The sequence below is a fragment of the Acutalibacter sp. JLR.KK004 genome (genome assembly GCF_036941085.1).
Classification (GTDB): domain Bacteria; phylum Bacillota; class Clostridia; order Oscillospirales; family Acutalibacteraceae; genus Acutalibacter.
Window position 1 is genome coordinate 1,629,780 of record NZ_JAYMNQ010000001.1, and the last position, 17,596, is coordinate 1,647,375.

General features: G+C 57.1%; 17 protein-coding genes. 1 reads left to right on the forward strand and 16 read right to left on the reverse strand.

The genetic code is table 11. From position 1 onward, the window contains the following. Positions 1–29: 29 nt before the first annotated feature. The 15 genes from VSQ30_RS08870 to VSQ30_RS08940 all read right to left on the reverse strand — a co-directional run bounded on the left by VSQ30_RS08870 (position 30) and on the right by VSQ30_RS08940 (position 14,628). Positions 30–701: an acyltransferase gene (locus tag VSQ30_RS08870; protein WP_334463513.1), complete on the reverse strand. Its 672-nt coding sequence runs from the start codon at positions 699–701 to the stop codon at positions 30–32. A gap of 18 nt (positions 702–719) precedes the next feature. Then, positions 720–1,508: a hypothetical protein gene (locus VSQ30_RS08875; RefSeq protein ID WP_160641242.1), complete on the reverse strand. Its 789-nt coding sequence runs from the start codon at positions 1,506–1,508 to the stop codon at positions 720–722. A gap of 14 nt (positions 1,509–1,522) precedes the next feature. After that, positions 1,523–4,270 carry a preprotein translocase subunit SecA gene (gene secA, locus VSQ30_RS08880; RefSeq protein WP_334463515.1) on the reverse strand — a complete coding sequence of 916 codons (2,748 nt, stop codon included), beginning with the start codon at positions 4,268–4,270 and terminating at the stop codon, positions 1,523–1,525. 228 nt (positions 4,271–4,498) lie between these two features. After that, complete coding sequence (gene argS / locus VSQ30_RS08885) at positions 4,499–6,190, reverse strand: arginine--tRNA ligase (protein ID WP_334463518.1); 1,692 nt, start codon at positions 6,188–6,190, stop codon at positions 4,499–4,501. Positions 6,191–6,196: 6 nt separating this feature from the next. Beyond that, a complete protein-coding gene (locus VSQ30_RS08890; RefSeq protein ID WP_334463521.1) occupies positions 6,197–6,472 on the reverse strand; it encodes a Smr/MutS family protein in 276 nt (91 codons plus the stop codon). A 10-nt stretch (positions 6,473–6,482) separates the two neighbouring features. Continuing rightward, positions 6,483–7,229, reverse strand: a complete 747-nt coding sequence (locus VSQ30_RS08895; RefSeq protein ID WP_334463523.1) for a heparan-alpha-glucosaminide N-acetyltransferase domain-containing protein — start codon at positions 7,227–7,229, stop codon at positions 6,483–6,485. Continuing rightward, on the reverse strand, positions 7,226–7,741 hold the full coding sequence (locus VSQ30_RS08900; RefSeq protein WP_160641343.1) for a deoxycytidylate deaminase: 516 nt from the start codon (positions 7,739–7,741) through the stop codon (positions 7,226–7,228). Before VSQ30_RS08900 ends, VSQ30_RS08895 begins: the two co-directional genes overlap by 4 nt. A gap of 40 nt (positions 7,742–7,781) precedes the next feature. Continuing rightward, the gene (locus VSQ30_RS08905; RefSeq protein ID WP_334463525.1) at positions 7,782–8,201 is read right to left on the reverse strand and encodes a cytidine deaminase; all 420 of its coding nucleotides are present in this window, start codon (positions 8,199–8,201) and stop codon (positions 7,782–7,784) included. 4 nt (positions 8,202–8,205) lie between these two features. Beyond that, positions 8,206–9,150, reverse strand: coding sequence for a sugar kinase (locus tag VSQ30_RS08910; protein ID WP_334463526.1), 945 nt, complete (start codon positions 9,148–9,150; stop codon positions 8,206–8,208). Positions 9,151–9,193: 43 nt separating this feature from the next. Then, the gene (locus tag VSQ30_RS08915) at positions 9,194–10,636 is read right to left on the reverse strand and encodes an MATE family efflux transporter (RefSeq protein ID WP_334463529.1); all 1,443 of its coding nucleotides are present in this window, start codon (positions 10,634–10,636) and stop codon (positions 9,194–9,196) included. Continuing rightward, positions 10,621–11,319 carry an HAD family hydrolase gene (locus VSQ30_RS08920; protein ID WP_334463531.1) on the reverse strand — a complete coding sequence of 233 codons (699 nt, stop codon included), beginning with the start codon at positions 11,317–11,319 and terminating at the stop codon, positions 10,621–10,623. Before VSQ30_RS08920 ends, VSQ30_RS08915 begins: the two co-directional genes overlap by 16 nt. Continuing rightward, the gene (locus tag VSQ30_RS08925) at positions 11,316–12,119 is read right to left on the reverse strand and encodes a sugar phosphate isomerase/epimerase family protein (RefSeq protein WP_334463532.1); all 804 of its coding nucleotides are present in this window, start codon (positions 12,117–12,119) and stop codon (positions 11,316–11,318) included. The genes VSQ30_RS08920 and VSQ30_RS08925 overlap by 4 nt, the downstream gene beginning before the upstream one ends. Before the next feature lie 144 nt (positions 12,120–12,263). Continuing rightward, positions 12,264–13,253, reverse strand: a complete 990-nt coding sequence (locus VSQ30_RS08930) for a sensor histidine kinase (RefSeq protein ID WP_334463533.1) — start codon at positions 13,251–13,253, stop codon at positions 12,264–12,266. Beyond that, positions 13,250–13,933 carry a response regulator transcription factor gene (locus tag VSQ30_RS08935; RefSeq protein ID WP_334463534.1) on the reverse strand — a complete coding sequence of 228 codons (684 nt, stop codon included), beginning with the start codon at positions 13,931–13,933 and terminating at the stop codon, positions 13,250–13,252. Before VSQ30_RS08935 ends, VSQ30_RS08930 begins: the two co-directional genes overlap by 4 nt. Next, complete coding sequence (locus VSQ30_RS08940; RefSeq protein ID WP_334463536.1) at positions 13,930–14,628, reverse strand: YjjG family noncanonical pyrimidine nucleotidase; 699 nt, start codon at positions 14,626–14,628, stop codon at positions 13,930–13,932. Before VSQ30_RS08940 ends, VSQ30_RS08935 begins: the two co-directional genes overlap by 4 nt. Before the next feature lie 221 nt (positions 14,629–14,849). Between VSQ30_RS08940 and VSQ30_RS08945 the strand changes: the two genes are divergently transcribed. Further along, complete coding sequence (locus tag VSQ30_RS08945) at positions 14,850–16,118, forward strand: glycoside hydrolase family 10-like protein (protein WP_334463539.1); 1,269 nt, start codon at positions 14,850–14,852, stop codon at positions 16,116–16,118. Between the two features lie 180 nt (positions 16,119–16,298). Here VSQ30_RS08945 and VSQ30_RS08950 read toward each other — a convergent pair whose 3' ends face one another. Continuing rightward, entirely contained in the window at positions 16,299–17,507 is a 1,209-nt protein-coding gene (locus VSQ30_RS08950) for an acetate/propionate family kinase (RefSeq protein ID WP_334463542.1), read from the reverse strand. Between the last annotated feature and the right edge of the window lie 89 nt (positions 17,508–17,596).

The following is a 17,596-nucleotide window of genomic DNA, read 5'->3' on the forward strand; positions in this document are numbered from 1 at the left end:
TCCATGGCTTGTGCAGCCGTCCTGAGCCTTTAACGCTGGGGGACAACCTCCCCCTGGTTTTTATAAATGCTTTGGCTGGGCACAAAGCCCCGCACCGAGGAGAGGGGGTATACACGGCTTTCCTTTCCAACCACAGCGCCGGGATTGAGCACTGTGCCGCAGCCGATTTCCACCCCGTCCCCCAGCATGGCGCCAAACTTTTTCAGGCCTGTCTCTATGCGCTTTTGGCCTATCCGGACGGTGACCAGGGCTTTATCTGACTTCACGTTGGAGGTGATGGAGCCTGCCCCCATGTGGGCCTTATATCCCAGGATGGAGTCCCCCACATAGTTATAGTGGGGCACCTGAACCCGGTCAAAGAGGATGACATTTTTCAGCTCCGTGGAATTCCCCACCACGCAGCCTGCCCCTACCAAGGCGTTTCCCCGGATAAACGCGCCAGGGCGCACCTGGGTTTCCGGGCCGATAATGCAAGGCCCGGCAATATAGTTCTGGGGGAAAATGACGGCGGTTTTGTGTACCCACACGTCCTCTCCCCTCTGCTCATATTCCCCGGCAGGCAGGGAAGCGCCCAGCTCTTTTATAAAGCCGCCAATGCCGGACAGCGCCTGCCAGGGGTATTCCGTACCCTCCAGCAAGGGGCGGGCAGCGGTGCGGGACAAATCAAACAACGTGCTTGTGCATAAAGCTTCCAATTCCATAAGGCAGCCATCCTTTCTTCAGCCTGCTGTCAATTGCAGTATTGTTTGGTCGATATTTTCAATCTGGTTTAAATCAAGCTGCAATTCTCCCTCATTTGTCTGGCGGATGTCCAGGGACATGGTGCGTGCCACCCCATAGTCAATGGCGGCAGCCTGCTGGCGGCAGAATTCCACCACCTTTTCCATATACAGCTCCTGGGGATTTACCTGGGTAGTCACCGGCTTGGGCGTGGCAATGGGGCTTTCTTCTTCATCGTTTTCCCGTTCCTCTTCTCCCCAATCGTCTTCCCCTCCATCCCCGTCCTCATCCTCCTCTGGCTCCGGGCTGGGGCTGGGCGTGTTCAGGGCGTCGGCCTCCTCCTGGGCCTGCTGGCGCAGGGCCTCTAATTGGGCGGAACAGTCGCTGAAATTCACAATGGGCGTGACTTCCACCTCAATATAATAGCCTGTATCCACCTTCTGCTCCTCCCGCACCGTATACTTGGCGTGCTGGAGAAGCTGGGAGAAAATTTCTGTAAGCTGGGAAAGCTGCTCTTCCGAGGGATTTACGCCATAGGTATTGCAGAAATTTATCACCATGTTTTCTATGGTGGTGGCGTGGCTTTCCCGGGCAGCCTCCTCTGTAGTCTGGGCCACCACAATGAAGCTGTCGTGGGAATTGTGATAGCTGCTGTCAAGCAAGGCCTGGATATACCCGGAAACGTCATAGTCGGCAAAGCCGGGCATCGGGATATCACATCCGGACAGGGCGAAGGCCAGCAGGGCTGCCAGCACCAGAAGCCCCCACGCTTTTATCTTTTTCTTCATGGGGCTTCTCCTCCTTATTCGTCCCGCCCGCAGCACTTTTTATACTTTTTACCGCTGCCGCAGGGGCACAACTCGTTGCGCCCTGGCTTCTTCTGCTTGCGCACAGGCTGCTTTTTCACCGTATTGTCCCCGGCTAAGCCGGCGCTTATAATCTTAACGCGCTGCTGGGGCTTCGGCGCTTCCTCGCTCTTTGGCTCCCAGGTAAGCACCAGCTTGGCAGTGTCCTCCCGGATGGCGGAAATCATTTTATCAAACATCTCAAAGCCTTCCAACCGGTATTCCACCACCGGATCATGCTGGGCATAGGCCCGCAGGCGGATGCCCTCCTGCAACTGCTCCATGGCGTCAATGTGATCCATCCACTTTTCGTCAACTGTCTCCAGCAGCTTCACCCGCTCCAGAATGCGCATCCGCTGGGGCGTGAACTTCTTCTCCCGCTGGGCATACATGTCGGCGGCCCGCTTTTTCAGAAGCTCCAGCACATCCTCCTGCTGGAGGGTTTCCAGTTCATCCGGCGTATAGCGCAGATCCCCTTCCTGTATCAGCCAGTCGTAGTCCTTGCATAGGCCGGGCAAGTCCCAGATATCCCGCTGTATTTCCTCCGGCATGGCGGCTTTTACCTTTTCTTCCAGATCTTCGTTTATCATCTTCAAGATATGCTCCTGCATGTCCTCGCCGTTCAACACCTGATCCCGCTGCCCATAGATAATCTGGCGCTGGCTGTTCATCACCTCGTCATATTGCAGCACGTTCTTGCGGATGCCGAAGTTCCGGCTTTCCACCCGGCGCTGGGCGCTTTCAATGGCATTTGACACCATGCCTGTCTCAATAGGCATGTCGTCGTCAATTTTCATCCTATCCATGATAGCGGACAGGCGCTCCCCGCCGAACAGGCGCATTAAATCGTCCTCCAGGGAAATATAGAACCGGCTTTTGCCCGGATCCCCCTGGCGGCCCGCGCGGCCCCGGAGCTGGTTGTCAATACGGCGGGACTCATGGCGCTCTGTGCCAATGATGTAAAGCCCGCCCAGGGCTTTCACCTCTTCTGCCTCCGGCGCAATTTCCTCCTTGTATTTCTGGTTCAGCCTTGCAAATGTTTCCCTGGCCTCCAGGATGGCCTCGTCCTGGGTGTGGCTGTAGGCAGTGGCCTCCACCAGAAGCTCCTCGGCATAGCCCATTTTACGCATTTCGGCCTTTGCCATAAATTCTGCGTTGCCGCCCAAGAGGATATCCGTACCACGTCCAGCCATGTTGGTGGCAATGGTGACAGCCCCTTTCCGGCCCGCCTGAGCCACTATCTGGGCTTCCTTTTCATGGAACTTGGCGTTTAGCACCTGGTGCTTAATGCCCCGCTGGCGCAGCATTTTGCTAAGCTCTTCAGACTTCTCAATGGTGATGGTGCCCACCAGCACAGGCTGGCCTTTTTCGTGATGTTTCGCAATGTCATCAATCACGGCCTGGAACTTGGCCGCCACAGTCTTATACACCACGTCCGGGCAGTCCTCCCGGATCATAGGGCGGTTGGTGGGGATTTCCACCACGTCCAGCCTGTATATTTCGGAAAATTCCTCCTGCTCCGTCATAGCGGTGCCCGTCATGCCGGAAAGCTTCTCATACTGGCGGAAATAGTTCTGGAAGGTGATAGTGGCAAGGGTTTTGCTCTCCCGGGCGACCTCCACCCCTTCCTTGGCCTCAATGGCCTGGTGCAGGCCTTCGTTATACCGCCGCCCGAACATCAGGCGCCCGGTAAATTCGTCAACGATAATCACCTCGCCATCCTTCACCACATAGTCCTGATCCTTGTGCATAATGCCCCAGGCCCGGATGGCCTGGTTTACATGGTGCTGGATGCGGATATTATCAGAGTCGGTCAGGTTTTCAATGTCAAAATAGTTTTCCGCTTTTTTCACGCCCCGGCGGGTAAGGGAACAGGTTTTGAGCTTCTCATTGATAATATAATCATATTCGTTATACAGCTCGTCATTATCCTGCTTTTCGTCAGTTTCCTTCACCCGGATAGGCTTCAAGGTTTTAGCCAGGGAATTTGCCCGCTGGTAAAGGATGTCCGCTTCATCGCCATGCCCGGAAATAATCAGGGGGGTGCGGGCCTCGTCAATGAGGATGGAGTCCACCTCGTCCACAACAGCGTAATGGTGGCCCCGCTGCACTTTATCCTCTTTGCGGATAACCATGTTGTCCCGCAGGTAGTCAAAGCCCAGCTCGTTATTGGTGGCATAGGTGATGTCGCAGGCATAAGCCTCCCGCTTCTCCGCGCTGGACATGCCCGTTAAAGCAAGGCCCACTGTAAGGCCCATGAAGTTAAAAACGCGGGCCATCATCTCTCCCTGGTATTTTGCCAGATATTCGTTTACGGTGACGATGTGAACCCCCTGGCCTGTCAGGGCGTTTAAAAAGGCGGGCAGGGCCAGGGTGAAGGTTTTCCCTTCGCCTGTTTTCATTTCCGCAATACGGCCCTGGTGCAGGATAATGCCGCCCTGCACCTGCACTGGAAACAGCCGCAGGGAAAGCACCCGGTCCATAGCCTCCCGGCAGGCGGCAAAGGCTTCTGGGAGGATGTCATCCAAGGTTTCCCCTTTTCCCAGCCGCTCCTTCAGCAGGCCAGTCTGGGCTTTCAGCTCTGCGTCATCCATGGCTTTATAGGCATTCTCCAGCCCCAGCACCTTGTTCACCAGCGGCTGTACACGTTTTAACTCCCGTTTGCTGTAATTGCCAAACAGCTTTGTCAGAATATTATTCGCCAATCTATTCTCATACCTTTCTGTTTCTGCCTGGGACCTGCTTGAGACAGCAGGCTCTATCTTGTTATTATACCAAATTCTGCGCGGGCAGTCAAATTAACAAACGATAAACTTTCCGGGACGGCAAAACCCCAGCCAGTCTGGCTGGGGCAGGGTATGAAAAACAAGATACCGGACGCAAAGCGGCGCTTTTTCACGGCTTTGCGTGGGAAGCCTGTATCCCATGACCATTTACATGCTTTCAGGAGCCGTCACCTTGAACAGGCCCAGGCCGTTTTCCAGCACCTGCTTAAAAGCGGTGCAGAGGTACAGCCTAGCGGCAGTGAGGGCGGGATTATCCCCCTTCACCCGGCAGGCATTGTAGAATTTGTGGAACAGGGTGGACAGGGCCATAACGTACCGGGTGATGCGGGCCGGGTCCATGGCCTTTGCCGCTCCCTCCACCTCGCTTGTATAGGCGGAAATCTGGCGGATTAACTCTGCTTCTTCCGGGGCAGCAAGCAGGCCCAGCTCCTCCAGGGTGCATTCCCGGGGAGTGATGCCATCGGCAGCCAGATTCCGCAGGATGCTGCACACCCGGGCGTGGGCATACTGCACATAGTATACAGGGTTCTGGGAGTCCTGCTGGACAGCCAAATCTAAATCGAAGTCAATGCGGGTGTTAGGCTCGTAAGAGTTAAAGAGGAACCGGGCCGCGTCTACAGGCACCTCTTCCAGCAGGGTTACCAGTGTGATGGCTTTGCCGCTGCGCTTGCTGGCCTTGACAATCTCCCCGTCCCGCACCAGGCGCACCATCTGCATCAGGACAATTTGCAGGCGGGAAGCATCCACACCCAAGGCGGTGAGGGCAGCCTTTAACCGGGGCACGTAGCCATGGTGGTCAGCCCCCAGCACGTCGATGGCTATGTCAAAGTTCCGGGTGACCAGTTTATCATAGTGGTAGGCGATGTCCGGCACCACGTAGGTGGGCACACCATTCCCGCGCACCAGCACAAAGTCCTCGCTGCCGTATGCTTTCCCCTTAAACCAGACGGCCCCTTCCTTTTCATAGGTGGCCCCTTTTTCCTTTAACAGCTCTACCACCCGGCCTACAGCGCCGTTTTCATGGAGGGTGGATTCCCTAAACCAGTTATTATATTCCACCCGGTAGCGCAGCAGATCGTCATGGAGGCCCTGGATGTTCTGAGGCAGGGCGAAGTCCACCAGTGCCTGCCGCCTGTCGCTTTCCGGCGCTTCCACATACTGGTCGCTGTATTTCTCCGCAAAGCTTCTGGCGTGCTCTTTAATGTCCTCTCCCTGATAGCCGTCCTCTGGGAAGGGCACCGCGTCCTCCCCCTTATATATCTGGAGATACCGGGCCTCCAGGGAGCAGGCGAATTTGTTCACCTGGTTGCCCGCGTCATTGACGTAAAACTCCCGCTCCACCTGATAGCCCGCAGTTTCCAAGGTGGCGGCAAGGGCGTCTCCCAGCACGCCGCCCCGGGCATTGCCGATATGCATGGGGCCGGTGGGATTGGCGGAAACAAACTCCACCAGCACCCGTTTCCCCTCTCCCATGGCGCTGCTGCCGTAAGCCTGGCCCAACTTGTGGACATCCTGGAGCACTTCCCCGTAAAATCGGGGGGCATAGGTGAAATTTAAGAACCCAGGCCCCGCAATTTCGCAGCTTTGAAAGCAGGTAGCGGAAAGATCCAGATTTTTCTGGATGGCCTCCGCAATCTTCCGGGGAGGCATTTTAAAGGCCCTGGCCCCTGCCATGGCGGCGTTGCAGGCCCAGTCCCCATGGGCGCGGTCGCCGGGCACCTCCAAAGCGATTTCCGGGGCCTGGGCCTGGGGAAGCTCCCCTGCCGCCTGGGCCTTTTCTATAGCCTGCCCTACTGCCGCCCGCAGTTCGCAGGTGGCTTTCGCAACCAGCATTGACATATACTTTCATCCTTTCACAGTCTTTTTTTGCATATTCCGCAGCACCAGCCGGGTCTCGCCGGGGTTTAAGGCGGGAAGCTTTTCCTTTATCCGGGGATGGCTTAGCTCCTCCCGCACCATGTCCCGCAAAAGGGTGCCCCGGTTGTAGCCGTGTATCACCCGCAGTTCTGTAACGCTTTGGGGCGCGTGGTCAAGCCATGTGAGAAGCAATTCCCGGGCGTTTTCCACAGAGGCGCCATGGAGATCCACGGACATCACGCTGCCTTCCCGTTTAAACCGCATAGCGCACCTCCTACACCAGCATAAAAACCAGCATAAGCACAGGCTGGTGGGCCAGATAAATAAGCAGGCTGTGCCGCCCTAAAAAGGCCAGGGGGCGAAAGCCCGGCTTCAGCTTTTCCATAATCCGGGGGTTGTGGCCTACCAGCCGCCACAGAAAATAACCGGAGAGATATAAAAACAGCCAGGGGATTAGGGGGAAATAATCGGATGACCAGAAGCCCGGCCCCGGCAGGCCCGCTGGGGCCAGCCACTGGCTCTGATACAGCCAGGAGGGCAGTTCCAAGAGGCGGATGCCTTCAAATCCCAGATACCCGTAAGGCACGCCCCGGGTAAGGAAAAAGAGGGAAATGAAAATCGCAAGCCCCAGCCATGCCGGATATGGGGGCAGCTTCAGCTTGTTCCACAGCCACCAGACCCCGCACTGGATAAGCCCGGCCATTCCCAGCAGGAACAGCACGCCATAGAGGATGCGCTCTGACGGCATGGCAAGGGTGGTCACCAAACTTACCAGGATGCCAGCCCCCAGCACAGTGAGGCCATGGCGCAGGGGATGACGGGAAAACCGGAAGCAGAAGCCGGAGAGAAAGATGAACCCCCAGCAGATGCCCTGCTGCCATATATAGCCCAGGGGGCCGGTATACCAGCTTATAGGCACGCCTTTTATAAATACCACGTCATAAAGGGCGTGATAGGCTGACATATTGACGAGCAGCAGGCCCCGGAGGGTGTCCAGAGCGTTGTAGCGGCCCTTTTTCAATACCCCAGCACCCCCCGCAGGGATTCGTCATCCACTATCCACTGGCTCACGTCGATCACACGGTAATGCTCTTTGTCATCCCGGCACACCACCTGGGCAATGCCCGCGTTTATCACCAGGCGCTTGCACATGGAGCAGCACACAGCGTTTTCAATATAGGCGCCCTGGCGCAGCGCTCCTGTGGCTTCGTCCCGCTCTACCGTGCGGCCCACCAGATATAAGGTGGCGCCTATCATGTCCCGGCGGGAGGCGCAGATAATGGCGTTAGCCTCGGCGTGGACGCTGCGGCACAGCTCGTACCGTTCCCCCCGGGGAATGCCCATTTTATGCCGCAGGCAGTAGCCTAAATCGGAACAATTGTCCCGGCCCCGGGGCGCGCCCACATAGCCTGTGGAGATTACCTCGTCGTTTTTTACAATCACCGCCCCGTAATGCCTGCGCAGACAGGTGCACCGCTGGGAGACGATTTCCGCCAAATCCAGATAATAGTTCACTTTATCCCTGCGTTCCAGTTGTTCCATAAGCCCTCTCCCCTCTCCTGCCCATATGGTTTTACAAGTTTTCCGGCCCAAAGGAGCAGGGCAGCAGCTCCCCCAGGGTATATGCCTGTATCTTGCCGCCATCGGAAAGGACGATGGCGAAATCCGCCCCGCAGAATTCCCGCATGACCTGCCGGCACACCCCGCAGGGCGGGCAGAAGGCCGCAGGCGCTTCCCCTGCCGGGCCGCCTGCTACGGCAATAGCGGCAAAGTCCCGCCTGCCCTCGCTGACAGCCTTGAAGAAAGCCGTGCGCTCGGCGCAGTTTGTGGCGGGGTAGGCGGCATTTTCTATGTTGCAGCCCTGATACACTGTGCCATCTTTACACAGCAGTGCTGCGCCCACAGCAAAATGGGAATAGGGCACATAAGCCCTTTCCCGGGCTTGCAGGGCCAGTTCTGTCAGTTCCTGAAAATTTATGGCAGTGTTTTCCATATGCCTATACCTTTCCTGCCAGGATAATTTCCGAAAGGCGCTGCCGGGTGGGCAGGCCCTCGTTGTCGCTTTTGTGGGTAATCTGCACAGCCCCTATCACGTTGCCCCGGAAGGCTGCCTGCTCCAGGGTTTCCCCCTCTGCCAGGGCGCTGACCACCCCAGCGGCAAAGCCGTCTCCCGCGCCCACAGTGTCCACGATTTTTTCCACCGGAAAGCCGGGGGAAACGCCTTTGGCACCGTCCTTTTCAGAATAGAACGCGCCGTCTGCCCCCAGCTTTACCACCACGTTTTTCACTCCCATGGCGTGGTAGAAATCTGCTATGCCCTCCGGGCTGTCCTGGCCTGTAAGCTGTTTGCCCTCCCCTATCCCGGGCAGCACTGTCTCCGCGCCCTGGGCCAGGCTGTTCAGGATCTGCACCATCTGCCCCTTGTCCGTCCAAAGCTGGGGGCGCAGGTTGGGGTCAAAGGAATAGGGAATGCCCAAAGCCTGGGCGCGGCTGATAAGCCGCCGGGTGGCGGAAAGGGCGCTCTCCGACACAGCGGGGAAAATCCCCGTCACATGGAGCCGTTCGCAGCCGTATAAATCCAGGCCGTCTATATCGTGGGGGCTGATTTTAGAAGCAGCCGATCCTTTCCGGTAATAGGCGATGTCCGGGTCGCCCTTCTGGGTAGAGCTTTTCATCATCAGGCCTGTAAGCTCCCCCTCCGCCTGCATGACAAGGTCTGTGGAAATGCCGTTTTGGCGCAGGCCGTTCAGGATTTTCTCCCCCATGGGATCAAACCCTAAGCGGGTGCAGTAGGCCGGGGTATGGCCCAGGCGGGCAAGGCCCACCGCCACATTGTATTCCGCCCCCGCAATGGAAGCGGTGAAGGTTTTCACCTCGCTGATAGCCCCGGTTTCATTGGCCATAAAAAGGCCCATCGGCTCTCCCAGCAATACGATTTTCATGGTATACAGCTCCTCTCTCATAAAAAGGCCTTCCAGGCCTTTGCTATGCTGCTGTGTCGTTGACTACATTCTTGGCCCATATGCCGGATTTTAACATAAAAGCCCCGATAACCACCTTGATAATATCCGCGCTCATCACAAAGAAGAACACCCACACCACGCTCAGGGCTGTAAAATGGCTTAAAGAATAGGCAATGGGCAGGCATACGACCCATGTGAAAGCACAGTCGAAAAGGAAGGTGATGAAGGTTTTGCCGCCGGAGCGGATGGTAAAGTAAGCGCAGTTTACAAAAGCATGGACAGGCTGGAAGCATCCGCAAATGATGAGAGTCTGGGCGGCAATCTGCCGCACTGCCTCCTCGGTGTTATAAATGTAGGGGATAAAAGGAGCGCAGACCACCAGCAGGCCTCCGGTTACCACACAGCAGGAGACGCTGAAAAACATCACCTTGCGCACTGTGTCTTTGGCCCCTTCTATGTCGTTTGCCCCTAAAAGCTGTCCGGCCATAATGCCGATGGCATTGCCCATGGTCATCATGATAATGGAAAAGAGGTTATTCGCCGTTCCTGTAATATTGGTGGCTGCCACAGCGGTAAGCCCCCGGGTGGCATAGCACATGTTAATCATGGCGGTGCCCATAGACCACAGGGTTTCATTGAGCAGCAGGGGCATGCCGGTGATGGTGATTTTCTTCACCAAGGGCAGGGGCACCCGCATACTCTTAAAAGCCCCCTGGAGGAAGGTGAATTTTTTCTTCCGGCGGGTAGCGTATACCACCAGGTACAGCATCTCCACATACCGGGCTATCACAGTAGCCAGGGCCGCGCCCCGCACGCCCATTTTCGGAAAGCCCAGGCTGCCGAAAATCAGCAGGTAGTTGAGCACCAGGTTCACGGAAATGGAAATAACGCTTGCCATCATGGGGGAAAAGGTTTCCCGCATATCCTTCAGGGCGCTGGAATATACCTGCATTACCATAAACGGGAACAGCCCCCACAGCATAATCAGCAGGTATTCCTTGGCATACCCCAAGGTGGCGGCTATATCCGCCGGACTGGAGTTCTCTTTATTCAAGTACAGATGGAAAAGCTGATCCCCAAAAAACAGGAAAACAGCCAGCCCCAGCGCTGTCACCCCCAAGCCGAACAGCAGCCGGAAGCGGAAGGAATGGCGCAGGCCCTTCTCGTCTCCTTTGCCGTAAAACTGCGCCCCGAAAATGGAGGCGCCGGAAAGCCCGCCGAAAATGGTCAGGTTGAAAATAAAGATAAGCTGGTTGACAATGGCCACGCCGGACATGGGGTTTGTGCCCAGGCGGCCCACCATCACGTTGTCCAGCAGGTTTACAAACTGGGTGATGCCCTGCTGCACGATCATGGGGATAATCAGGGCGATAACCGCCATGTAAAAGCCCTTGTCCCCTATATAACGTTTACGGAAATTTGAAAACATATAATTCCTATGAAACTCCTTTATAATTTGCTGCAAAGCCCGGCTTCCAGGGCCTCTCCCAAAGCTTCCCCGGCGGGCTGCAGTTCTTCTATCAGTTCGCCAAAGCCGGCAATGCGCCGGTTTGCCGCTTTTTCTATGCGCTCCCTCAGCAGAAGGGCGCTTTCATCCTCCACCGCCACCACCGGGAAACCCGCTTTTTTCGCCGTTTCCATGGCATAGGCGGAGTCTTCAAACACCACGCACTCTCCGGGCGCGGCACCGAATTTTTCCGCGCAGGCCAGGAAAATGTCCGGGTGCTCCTTGCTTTTGCCGATTTCCGTGCAGCTTACAAGCAGGCTGATATAAGGCAGCATCCCCAGCCGCTTTAGGGCCTCCCCCACTCCCTCTGCCTGGGAGGCTGTTGCCACTGCCGCCTTCACGCCGTTTTCTGCCAGCAGCCGCAAAAATTCCCCGGCCCGGGGCTTTTCCCCCACCCGGGTGCGGTAGCCTTCCAGGGCGCAGGCTGCAAGTTCCTTTACCACCTCTTCGGTGCTTCTAGGCACGCCCAGTGCCCGGTACATGTCCGCGCACTGCTCCATGCTCAGCCGGTTCATGGTGTGGTGGAGATCGGCGGGAGCTTTCACGCCCTTTTCCGCCGCGTATTCATAGGTGATATCCCGCCACATGCCCATGGAATCCAGCAAGGTGCCGTCCGCGTCAAATATCGCGCATTTTATCATGGCCGCACCGCCTGCAGCGCCTGAATGGAGGCGGACAAGTCCTCCAGGAAATCTCCCTGTGTGGCATCCTGATCCACCAGCACAGGCATCCCTTCCGGAATCTGGGCCATTACAGAGGGGATGCCCGTCACCCCGCTGCCCAGCACCGCAAAACGATCCAGGCCGGAAAGAGACTGGCAGTTTTCCGCCATGTCTTTAAAATGTACAGAGCGCAGGCGGCTTCCCAGCCGCTTCAGGAACGCCGCCGGATCTATCCCGCCGTAAAGCACCCAGCCTGTATCCACCTGGGCGCCCAGGCCCTCCCCCGCTTCCTGGAGGATGGCCTCCATCACGGTGGTTTCCCCCGCTTCCCCCTGCACCCGGGCCGCTATCTCCGGTGCGTTGTTGTGAAGCCACAGGGCTGTGCCGCTTTCCGCCAGCTTTTCCGCGAGGGCGCGGCAGTCCCTGGCGAAATCCCGGTATACCTTTGCAATGTCCGGTGGGCAGTTTACCACATAGGCATCAATGGAGGTTTTTTGGGCAAGCTCTGCCATTTCCTCCGCCGCACCCAGCACATCCCGGGAGAACACGTGGCAGGAGCGGAGACAGAGGCCCTGTCCCTCCATCATTTCCTGAAAGGCCGGCACCTCCTGGGGCTTCCAGACCAGTTCCCTGAGGGCTGCCGGATAGCCGGAAGCATCTCCAAAGAGCACACAAGGCTCTACCTGCTGATAGCCTGCCTGGGCAAGCCTTGCGAAAAAGCCTGCCGGATCCTTGCGGAAATCCCTCAGGCATCCAAATATCTGCACACCATATCCCATATTCCTTCTGTACTCCTCTCTATAGTAAGGCCAGCCGGACAGCGCTTCTGGAAAATGCCTGCCGCTTTGCACTATAGTATACCACAAACCCGCCCGCCATTTCAATGGGAAATGTCCCGCCCCCGGCAAGGGGGGTGCGGCTTCTTAGTCCCGGGGGGCAGGGGTTTGGCGCAGATCCAGCCGCACCTGGGTGCCTTTTCCCAAGACCGACCGGATTTCAACGGGAATTTGCAGGGTGTTCAGCACCCGCTTTACCAGGTGCAGCCCCAGGCCTGTGGAGGCGCTTTCCCGCCGCCCGGTGCGCCCGGTAAAGCCCCGCTGGAACACCCGGGGCAAGTCCTCCGGGGATATGCCCACGCCTGTGTCCCTGATAACCAGCACAGCACCCTCCGCAAACACCTCCACGCCGCCGCTGTGGGTATATTTCACGGCGTTTGACAGAAGCTGCTCCAGCACAAAGAGCATCCATTTTTCGTCTGTCACCGCTTCCAGCTCGAAATCCTCCAGGTGCAGGTACAGCTTTTTATAGATAAACTGAGGGGCAAACTTCTTCGCGGCCCGGGCGGCAATGGGCCGCAGGGCGCAAGGCTCCAGGCAAAGGTCTTGGGAGATGGTTTCCAGGCGCTGGTATCCCAGCACCATCTCCACATAGCGTTCAATTTTGAAAAGCTCCTGGCCCAAAGCCTCCCCGCCCGGGCTTGGCTGGGACTGCAGAATCAGCCGCATGGCGGCAATGGGTGTTTTAATCTGGTGTACCCACAAAGTGTAATAGGCCAGCATGTCCTCCTGGCGCTGGGCATGAAGCTCCTGCTTTTGCCGGGACTGCCTGCAAACGGCGTTCAGGCTTTCCAGCAGCAGCGCTTCCGGCAGCGGCCCGGAAGGCTCCAGATCCGGCAGAAGGGCCGTCACGTTTTCCTGAAGCTCCCGCAGCTTCCCCACCCGGCGGACATACTGCACAAAGCCGGGGATAATGAAAAACAGCAGCCACAACGTCCCCGCCACCAGCAGGATATAGCCCAGCACAGCAAGGGACAGGTTAAACAGCCAGAACAGGCCGGCTGCCGCCGACCCCAGCAGAAGGGCCGCCAGCACTGCCCGCAGCCTCTCTTTCACATAAGACGCCGCCAGCTTCATGGCTTTTCCTCTATGATATATCCCAGGCCCTTGCGGGTCGCCAGCATACCGGGCAGGCCCGCTTTCTCCAGCTTTTTCCGCAGGCGGGAAATGTTCACCGTCAAGGTGTTGTCATCCACAAAACTTTCGCTTTCCCACAGCCGCTCCATCAGTTCCTGGCGGGACACCAGGTGCCCGCCGTTTTCCAGAAGCACCTGGAGGATACGCAGTTCGTTTTTTGTCAGCTCGCTTTTCCCCAAAGGCCCTGTAAGGACTGCCGAGGCCAAGTCCACCTGAATGCCGCCATATTCCACCAGGCTGCCGCTTTTGCCGAAATCATAAGCCCGGCGCAGCACCGCCTGCACCTTTACTGTGAGCACAGAAAGGTCAAAGGGCTTGGGGATAAAGTCATCTCCGCCCAGGTTCATGGCTGTAATAATATTCATGTTGTCGGAAGCGCTGGACAGGAACACCACCGGGGCTGTGGACTGCCTGCGTATCTCCCGGCACCACTCATAGCCGCTTTTGTGGGGCAGGCCGATATCCAAAAGCACCAGGTGGGGCTGGAAGGCGGAAAACTCCTCCAGCACATGGCAGAAATCCTTTGCCGCCTGCACCTCATACCCCCACATAACCAGGTGCGCCCGCACTGCTTCCGCGATTACCGGGTCATCCTCCACCAAAAACACCCTGTATGTCATACGCCTAAAATCCCCGCTATCTCCTCATAGCTTGCGGCCTCATAGGTATAGGGAGGGCAGCCCTCCAAGGGCGCAGACCCTTCCGGGTGGTAATAGAGGGAGTGAAGCCCGGCGTTTACTGCCCCCTGTATGTCGGAGGTGAGGGAATCCCCGATAACCAGGGAGGTTTCCCTGTCCGCTTCCGGCAGGCGGGAGAACACATAGTCGAAATACCGGGGGTCTGGCTTTGCGGCCCCCGCGTCCTCTGACACAAAATAATCCTTTATAAAGGACAGCAGGCCGGAATTTTGCAGGCGGGTCTTTTGGGTGGAGGCGTTGCCGTTTGTGACAATATACAGGCTGTATTTCCCCGCAAGCCGCTCCACCAGCTCCAGCGCCCCGGGATACACCGCGCCCCCCGCTCCCAGGCGGAGGAAATATTCCTCTGTCAGCCTTTCAGGCGTGCCTGTAAGGCCGGTTTCCCGGAGGAAATCGACAAAACGGCCCACATAAAGCTGGGGCTTTGTACACTCTCCCCGCTCCAGCTTTGCCCACCAGGCGGCGTTGCAGCGGTCGTAACATGCCAAATATTCCGGCGCGTAGGGCCGCTGGGAGGCAAAAAAATCCTTATACAGGGAAAGGAAAGCGTTTTCCATGTCCCTGGGAAAATCCAGCAGGGTGCCATCGGCATCTAAAAGCAGGGTGCAGTATTCCATTTTGGCGTCTCCTTTCTTGGCTGGGAAAAGCCTTTGCGGGGATGCATGTCCCCTGTTGTTTGCGCATACTATATAGAGACGGGCGCTGCGGCAGGCATCCCATCACGCAAAGGGCGCTGCCCGGTTGCGCCGGGGCCGCAGATGTGGTAGGATAGGGACAGGCCCTTACAGAGCATACGCCCATTGTACTTCAAATTTTTTCCACTGTCAATGGAGGGCATATGAGACGGCTGAATCTGAGAAAGCATTGTTACATCCTGTTGTGGTTCTTCCTGGCCCTGGCAGTGGGCGCAGTGTGGCTTTTGGGCGGGCGGCAGGCAGAACAGGCGCTCCCCCCCTTCCTGCCGGATTTGCAGACCGGGGCGGCTGCGGGAGGGAAAATCCAGTTGGAGGCGGAAGATATGGCGCAGGAAAAAGAGCTTGCCGGGGTGTGGGTGCCCTATATGTCCCTGGACACAGCAGATCACACCCAGAAGGCCTTTGAGGAAAACTTTCAAAGCATTGCCCGGGAAGCAAAGGAAATGGGCTTAAACGCCCTTTTTGTCCATGTGCGGCCCTTTAGCGACGCACTCTACCCCTCTGCCCTGTTCCCCTGGTCACACCTGCTTACCGGGGAACAGGGGAAGAACCCAGGCTTTGACCCTCTGGCCTTTATGGTGGACTGCGCCCACAGCCTGGGGTTGGAATTTCACGCCTGGATAAACCCTTTGCGGGTAAAGACTGCCGAAACCCCCAAGGCACTGGCGGCAAACAACCCTTACAGCGTCCTCCAGGCCGACTGCCCCTATTACTTCATGGAATGGGAGGGCGGCGTGTATCTGGATCCGGCTTACCCCTATGTGCGCAGCCTGATAGCCGACGGGGCAGCGGAAATCGCGGAAAAATATGAGGTGGACGGCATCCACTTTGACGACTACTTCTATCCTGCGGAGGACGCCTCCCTGGACAGCGAAGCCTATGCCCTTTATATGGAAACTGTGGAGACGCCCCTGCCCCTTTTGGAGTGGCGCAGGGCCAACATCAGCGCCCTGGTGGCAGAGGTCTACGCAAAGGTGAAGAAGGCCAGGCCCCAGGCGGTTTTCGGCATCTCCCCCCAGGGGAACATAGAAAACGATGAGAATATGGGCGCGGACGTGCAGGCCTGGTGCGCCAGCCCGGGATATGTGGACTATATCTGCCCCCAGCTTTACTATAGCTTTGAAAACGAAGCCCTGGGCTATGCTGAAGCCCTTGCCCAGTGGCAGGCCCTGCCCCGCCATGAAAATTTGGCGCTTTATGCGGGCCTGGCCCTGTATAAGGCCGGGACAGACGCAGACGGGGGCACCTGGCTGCTGTCAGATGACATTATCCGCCGGCAGATTGAGGCGGCCCGGGCCTCCCAGTGCAGCGGCGTGGTGCTCTATTCTTCCCAGTACCTGCATACAGAGCAGACCCAGGCGGAGGTGGCAAACCTGCCCTTCTGGGAAAATACTGAAAAAGAAAAACCGTAAACCAGGGGGAATGTAGCTTTGCGATATCCTGAAACTTGGAAAATTCATTTTTTCAAGTTACGTGACTATATCAGGAAAAAGGAAAAGCGGGAACCTCAATGGCTCCCGCTTTACTGTAAAATCTTTTTAAAAGCTTATGGGAAAGAAATCCTCCCAAAACGCCGCCTGCCGGAAGGGGCCTTACAGCGCCTCTACCAGGGCCTTGGTGTCCCGGGCAATGACAAGCTCCTCGTTTGTGGGAATGACGAACACCTTGATTTTGCTGTCCGGCGCGGAGATTTCCCCTTCTTTGCCGAGGGTCATCTCCTCGTTCTTCTGGGGATCCAGCTTTACGCCGGCAAACTCCAGATACTTGCAGATTTCAGCCCGGTGGGCAGTCTGGTTCTCGCCTACGCCAGCCGTAAAGACAATGGCATCGCAGCCGCCCAGGGAAACCATATAGCCGCCTACAAACTTGCTGACCTGATACTCCAGAATATCCTGGGCAAGCTTGGCCCGGGCATTGCCCTCTTTACGGGCGGTGGTTACATCCCGGTCATCGCTGGAGACGCCGGAAACACCCAGAAGGCCAGACTTCTTGTTGAGCACCTGATCCATCTCACTAGGGGTCAGGTGTTCCTTCTCCATAATGAAAGTAACCACAGAGGGATCCAGCGTCCCGGAGCGGGTGCCCATCATAAAGCCGTCCAGGGGGGTGAGGCCCATGCTGGTGTCAATGCACTTGCCGCCCTCCACAGCGGTGATGGAGGAGCCGTTGCCCAGGTGGCAGGTGATAATCTTCAGATCCTTAATGTCCTGCCCCATCAGCTCGGCGCAGCGGGCGCTTACATAGCGGTGGGAGGTGCCATGGGCGCCATAGCGGCGCACAGCGTATTTTTCATAATACTCATAGGGAATGCTGTAAATATAAGCCTTTTCGGGCATGGTGGCGTGGAAAGAGGTATCGAACACCACAGCCTCAGGCAGTTCGGGGCCGAAAAGATCCCGGCAGGCCCGGATGCCCTGGACATGGGCCTTGTTATGTAAGGGGGCTAAGGGGATAAGGCTCTCAATATCCTCAATGACCTTTTCCGTCACCAGCTCGGACTTGCTGAAAATAGCGCCGCCCTGCACCACCCGGTGGCCCACGGCGGAAATTTCGTCCAGGCTTTTGATTACGCCAAACTCCGGATCCAGCAAAGCGTCCTTCACCTGGGTGAAAGCGGCTGTGTGATCCAGCATATTCACCTTTTTGTCCAGCACCCGCCCGTCTGCGGTCTTGTGGGTGAAGATGCCGCCGGGAATGCCAATGCGCTCGCAGTTGCCCTTACAGAGCATCTCCTCGTTGTCCATGTCGATAAGCTGGTACTTGAGGGAGGAGCTGCCTGCGTTGATAACAAGAATTTTCATAACTCTTTTTTCCTTTCCGCTGGGGCCTGCGCAATCTGGAAAAAGCGGCCCCGCATGAGTTTTTTTAAGCTTGGGCCTTGCCAGAACCA

Excerpts from the sequence above, each read along its gene's own strand:
- VSQ30_RS08945 (WP_334463539.1), top strand. The coding sequence starts at position 14,850 with ATGAGACGGCTGAATCTGAGAAAGCATTGTTACATCCTGTTGTGGTTC.
- argS (WP_334463518.1), bottom strand. The coding sequence starts at position 6,190 with ATGTCAATGCTGGTTGCGAAAGCCACCTGCGAACTGCGGGCGGCAGTA.
- VSQ30_RS08870 (WP_334463513.1), bottom strand. The coding sequence starts at position 701 with ATGGAATTGGAAGCTTTATGCACAAGCACGTTGTTTGATTTGTCCCGC.
- VSQ30_RS08890 (WP_334463521.1), bottom strand. The coding sequence starts at position 6,472 with ATGCGGTTTAAACGGGAAGGCAGCGTGATGTCCGTGGATCTCCATGGC.
- VSQ30_RS08940 (WP_334463536.1), bottom strand. The coding sequence starts at position 14,628 with ATGGAATACTGCACCCTGCTTTTAGATGCCGATGGCACCCTGCTGGAT.
- VSQ30_RS08950 (WP_334463542.1), bottom strand. The coding sequence starts at position 17,507 with ATGAAAATTCTTGTTATCAACGCAGGCAGCTCCTCCCTCAAGTACCAG.
- VSQ30_RS08925 (WP_334463532.1), bottom strand. The coding sequence starts at position 12,119 with ATGGGATATGGTGTGCAGATATTTGGATGCCTGAGGGATTTCCGCAAG.
- VSQ30_RS08935 (WP_334463534.1), bottom strand. The coding sequence starts at position 13,933 with ATGACATACAGGGTGTTTTTGGTGGAGGATGACCCGGTAATCGCGGAA.
- VSQ30_RS08905 (WP_334463525.1), bottom strand. The coding sequence starts at position 8,201 with ATGGAAAACACTGCCATAAATTTTCAGGAACTGACAGAACTGGCCCTG.
- VSQ30_RS08910 (WP_334463526.1), bottom strand. The coding sequence starts at position 9,150 with ATGAAAATCGTATTGCTGGGAGAGCCGATGGGCCTTTTTATGGCCAAT.
- VSQ30_RS08930 (WP_334463533.1), bottom strand. The coding sequence starts at position 13,253 with ATGAAGCTGGCGGCGTCTTATGTGAAAGAGAGGCTGCGGGCAGTGCTG.
- VSQ30_RS08875 (WP_160641242.1), bottom strand. The coding sequence starts at position 1,508 with ATGAAGAAAAAGATAAAAGCGTGGGGGCTTCTGGTGCTGGCAGCCCTG.
- VSQ30_RS08920 (WP_334463531.1), bottom strand. The coding sequence starts at position 11,319 with ATGATAAAATGCGCGATATTTGACGCGGACGGCACCTTGCTGGATTCC.